2 protein-coding genes and 1 pseudogene are annotated in these 4,497 nt (G+C 69.4%); 1 reads left to right on the top strand and 2 read right to left on the bottom strand.

Annotated elements, in window-relative coordinates; all coding sequences use genetic code 11:
• Positions 1 to 232: 232 nt before the first annotated feature.
• Positions 233 to 2,815: a DHA2 family efflux MFS transporter permease subunit gene (locus AB0M27_RS46855; protein WP_365732315.1), complete on the bottom strand. Its 2,583-nt coding sequence runs from the start codon at positions 2,813 to 2,815 to the stop codon at positions 233 to 235.
• Positions 2,816 to 3,153: 338 nt separating this feature from the next.
• The gene (locus AB0M27_RS46850; RefSeq protein ID WP_365732314.1) at positions 3,154 to 3,786 is read right to left on the bottom strand and encodes a hypothetical protein; all 633 of its coding nucleotides are present in this window, start codon (positions 3,784 to 3,786) and stop codon (positions 3,154 to 3,156) included.
• A gap of 412 nt (positions 3,787 to 4,198) precedes the next feature.
• Between AB0M27_RS46850 and AB0M27_RS46845 the strand changes: the two are divergent.
• Positions 4,199 to 4,497 (top strand): annotated as a pseudogene (locus tag AB0M27_RS46845) (hypothetical protein); the annotation flags it as partial.

Genomic DNA, 4,497 nt, shown 5'->3' with positions numbered 1-4,497 from the left:
AAGCGGGCGACCAGGACATCCAAAACCGTTCGGGATGCCCGCAGTGACCAGGTATGGGTCCAAGACTCACTACTGCTCACTGATTAGGAACGGTGCGTCGGTGTCTCACTCACGTCCTGCACGCTCTCACGTCCCACCATTTCGCACGTGCTCGGGTCACAGCCCGACGCAAGGCGTCCCATGTTGCGAGGACTCCGCGAAGATCGTTCACGTGCGTTCCGGCACGGTGCCGCTACCGGGACTGCTCCTGGTGGGACAGCTCGACGTCGAAGCCGGTGACGGCGCTGCCGTCGAGGTGCACCGAGGCAGCGACCGGGGCGTAACCGCCGGCGATGACGGTGTACTCGCCGCCGTCGAGGTCGGTGAACCCGTAGGCGCCGTCGGAGCCGGTGATCGTGGTGCCGACCACGTTCCCGGCCGAGTCCAGCAGGGTGACCTTGGCGTCGCCGAGCGGCCGGCCGGTCGCGGTGCTGACGACACCGCGGAGCCGGGCGCCGGGTTCGAGGCGGATCTCGCAGCCGTCCGCGGCTCCGGGGGTGACGTCGACCGCGAGGGCGGCCGGGCGGTGTCCGGGCGCGTTCACCACGAGCGTGTAGCCGCCGGGGACCAGATCGGCGAGCTCGAAAGCACCGTCGGCTGCCGAGACGCCGGAGGCCACGACCTCGCCGCGCACGTCGGTGGCGACCAGCAGGGCTCCGGACAGCGGCTGCCCGTCGACGGCGTCCCGGACCGTCCCGGTGAGGGCCACGGTGCCGCTGAGCGCGAGGTCGCACTCGACCGGCTCGTCATCGACCAGCACCGTGACGGCCTGCGGCTGCCGGGCGCCGGCGGCGCCGATCAGCACATAGGTGCCGGGACCGCTGGCGGACAGCGCGTAGGCCCCGTCCGCGCCGCTGACGGCGCGGCCGAGCTGCCGTCCGTTCACGTCGATCAAGGTGATCACGGCCTGCGGCACCGGCGCGCCCGCGCCGTCCAGCACCCGGCCGTGGACGCCGTACGACGAAGCGCCCGGAACGGGTTCGAAGCGATCGGCCGGCCCGGTGGCCGTGGTCGCGGTGGGCTGGGCGGCCGAGGTCTCGGCCTGCTCCGCGGTCGCGGTCGCGACCGGCTCCTGGGCGGGGCCGGCGTTCTCCTCGGCGGCCCGGGCCTCCAGTCCGGAGACCTTGCGCAGCGGTACCTCCTTGGTCCACACCGCGACCAGGAAGCCCAGGACCAGCACGGCCGCCGCGATGAGGAACACGAGCTGCATCGAGTCGGTGAAACCGACCTTGAACGGCTGGGCCAGGCGCGGGTCGAGCCGCTGGATGAACGAGGAGTCGTCGAGCACGCCCGAGCCGCTCCCGCCACCCGCCTGCGGGTGCTGGAACATCTCCAGCACCGGCTTGTTCGCGGGGTTGGCCCGTACGGCCGGGTCGTGCAGCGCGGCCCGGAACGCGGGCGTCTCATACGCCGTCCGGAAGGCCGAGCCGATCTTGTCGCCGACGGTGCTGAACAGCACGGACAGGAAGACCGCGGTGCCGGCGGTGCCGCCCATCTGCCGGAAGAAGGTGGCCGACGCGGTCGCCACGCCCATGTCCTTGGGCTCCACGGCGTTCTGCACGGCCAGCGTCAGGATCTGCATGCATCCGCTGAGGCCGATGCCGAACAGGGCCATGTAGGCCATGGTCTCCGGCAGTGCGGTGTCCCACTGCACCCGGTAGTGGAACAGCAGCATGGCGGCGATGATCAGCAGAGTGCCGATGACCGGGAAGATCTTGTACTTGCCGGTCTTCTGGATGATGCGTCCGACGACGATGGTCCCGGCGATCATGCCGACCATCAGCGGCAGCATCAGCAGGCCGGACTTGGTGGGACTGACGCCCTTCACGATCTGCAGGTACAGCGGGATCATCATCATCCCGCCGAACATGCCCATGCCGATGAGGACGGACAGCAGGCTCATCTTGCTGAACACCGGGCTGCGGAACAGCCGCATCGGGATCAGGGCCTCCTCGCCCATGGCCCGTTCGACGAGGACCCACACCAGCAGGCCGACCGCGCCGACCGCGTAGCAGACGTAAGCCCTCGTGGAGGTCCAGCCCCAGTCCTGGCCCTGCTCGGCCACGAGCAGCAGCGGCACCACGCCGACGGCGATGGTGAGCGCGCCCCACCAGTCGATGCGGTGCTCGCGCCGGGAGTGCGGGAGGTTCAGCACCTTGGCGACGACGAACAGCGCGATGATGCCGACCGGCACGTTGACCAGGAACACCCAGCGCCAGCCGGCGATGGTCAGGATGCTGCTGCGGCCCGCGAGGAATCCGCCGATCAGCGGGCCGAGCACGCTGGAGGAGCCGAACATGGCGAGCATGTAGCCCTGGTACCGGGCCCGCTCGCGGGGCGGCACGATGTCACCGATGATCGCCAGCGCCAGTGACATCAGACCGCCCGCGCCGATGCCCTGGAAGGCCCGGAAGGCGGACAGCTCCGTCATCGAGGTGGCGAAGGAGCAGGCCGCCGAGCCGGCGATGAAGATCGTGATGGCCGCCAGGAAGAAGGGCTTGCGGCCGTAGAGGTCGGACAGCTTGCCGTACAGCGGCGTGCTGATGGTGGAGGTGATCAGGTACGCGGTGGTGACCCACGCCTGGGCGCTGAGTCCGTGCAGATCGTCGGCGATCGTGCGGATCGAGGTGCTGACGATGGTCTGGTCGAGCGCCGCGAGGAACATCCCCAGCATCAGGCCGCTGAGGATCGTCATGATCTGACGGTGCGTCAGCCTGCCGACCGGTTCCGATATCGCTTCGGTACCCCCACGGGCCGGGGATGCGGACGTGGTCATGCGTGCGGATCTCCTTGCCTCGCCTCGCCACCCGGGCCCGGCCCGGCTCCGAGGCTTGTGTACGTGCGGTCGGCCAGATCGCCTTCGAGATACGGCAACGGACGAGCACCACCGACGTTCCGTTGCTTGCGGCTACCAACTGAGTGTAGATGCCGACTCCGGCGGGCCGTGTCACCCCCGTGCCGGGAGTGTCTCCTCATCGGCCGCGGACGCCGCACACGAGGGCAACGACGGACCGGCCGGCCACGTACATGAGCACGTCACCATGGGCCAGGGGCGGCACACCCCTGGCCCCGTCCGTGCCGGCAGGCTCCGGCAGCCGGACGTGCCGTCCGGCGTCAGTAGCGCTGGGCCTTGGCGAGGACAGGCGTCAGCTTCGCCTCCTGCGGCTGGTGGCTGAAGGCGATGGGCTGGTCCTTCTTCCCGGGTTCCAGGTGCTCCGCGCCGACGTACCGCGTCTCGACCACTTTGCCGGACGCGTCCTTGAAGTCGACCTGTACGGCGTAGGAGGCCGTGCTGTCGGTCTTGTTGGTGATGGTGACCAGGACCGCGAGTACGCCGCCGGTCTGCGACCTCGGGATGCCCGTCATGGCGACCTCGGAGAGCGCGTTGCCCCGGCCCTTGACGTTCTTCAGCTCCTTTTCTGCTGCCGCACTCCTGCGCTGGGTCTCGGCGTCCACCGAGGCCTCGAACTCGGAGGCGCGGGCCGAGGCGGAGGACGCCGCCGCGGAGGCGGACGCCCGGGCAGAGCTGATCGCCGAGGAGGCCGAGGACGCCAGGGCCGACGGCGGCGTACCGGAGAACGATGAGACGTTCGGCGTACGGGGAGTGCCGACCGAGGGCGAGGATCCGGCGCTCTGGCCGTTGCCGCAGCCGACGAGCCCGCCGGCGAGGACAAGGCCGCCGAGCGCGCTTCCCAGAATGATCCGGTGCCGGGCCCTCGCGGAGCCTTTGGGGCGGGTCACGGACATGGTGCCGTCCAAGGGGGTCGATGGTCTGGGTCTTCCATCGTGAGACCCCGATTTACCCCTCGCGAGTCGACTCCGAACCCCCGCCAGAGGGGCCCTGCGTGTGATGCCACCCATAGGAGCCAGATCACATCCTAGCCGGGGCCGTAGACTCTCCACCCGGCCGACCTGCGCAGAAGTCACCATTTAACAGCCGATTTCGGACATTACTACGTAGTTGGGTAGTACGTCACATCATTGCGCAGCGCCCAGCTCGCCGATAAACATTGCTGTCGTCGCCGGGACACACCGGCCGGACCGAGCGGAACACCGCCGGATCCGTCCGCTCCCGACGCAACCCGGGGCACCGCCCCAGGCCACCGCGACCAACAGCGGCCGGCACCCACTACGTCCTTTCGTGGAGAGTTCCTTCCGTATGACCATGATCACCCGCACCCGCATCGCTCGCCTGCGCACCCTCGCCCTCACCGGCATCACCACCACCGGCGCGGCGGCCGTCGCCCTCACTCTGATGCCCGCGAACGCCCAGGCCGCCGAAGCGACGCAGGTGTCGGCCTCCTCCGTGGTCAACGCGTCCTCGAACGACGGCAGCACCACCTCCCAGGGCAAGGCCGGTACCGCCAACAACCTCGACGGCTGGATCAAGCAGTCGCTGAGCATCATGAAGGCCAAGGGCATCCCGGGCAGCTACGAGGGCCTCAAGCGCAACATCAT

Source organism: Streptomyces sp. NPDC052107 (assembly GCF_040680215.1).
Classification (GTDB): domain Bacteria; phylum Actinomycetota; class Actinomycetes; order Streptomycetales; family Streptomycetaceae; genus Streptomyces.
The sequence above is the reverse complement of the archived record's forward strand: the minus strand, read 5'-3'. Positions and strand labels throughout refer to the sequence as shown.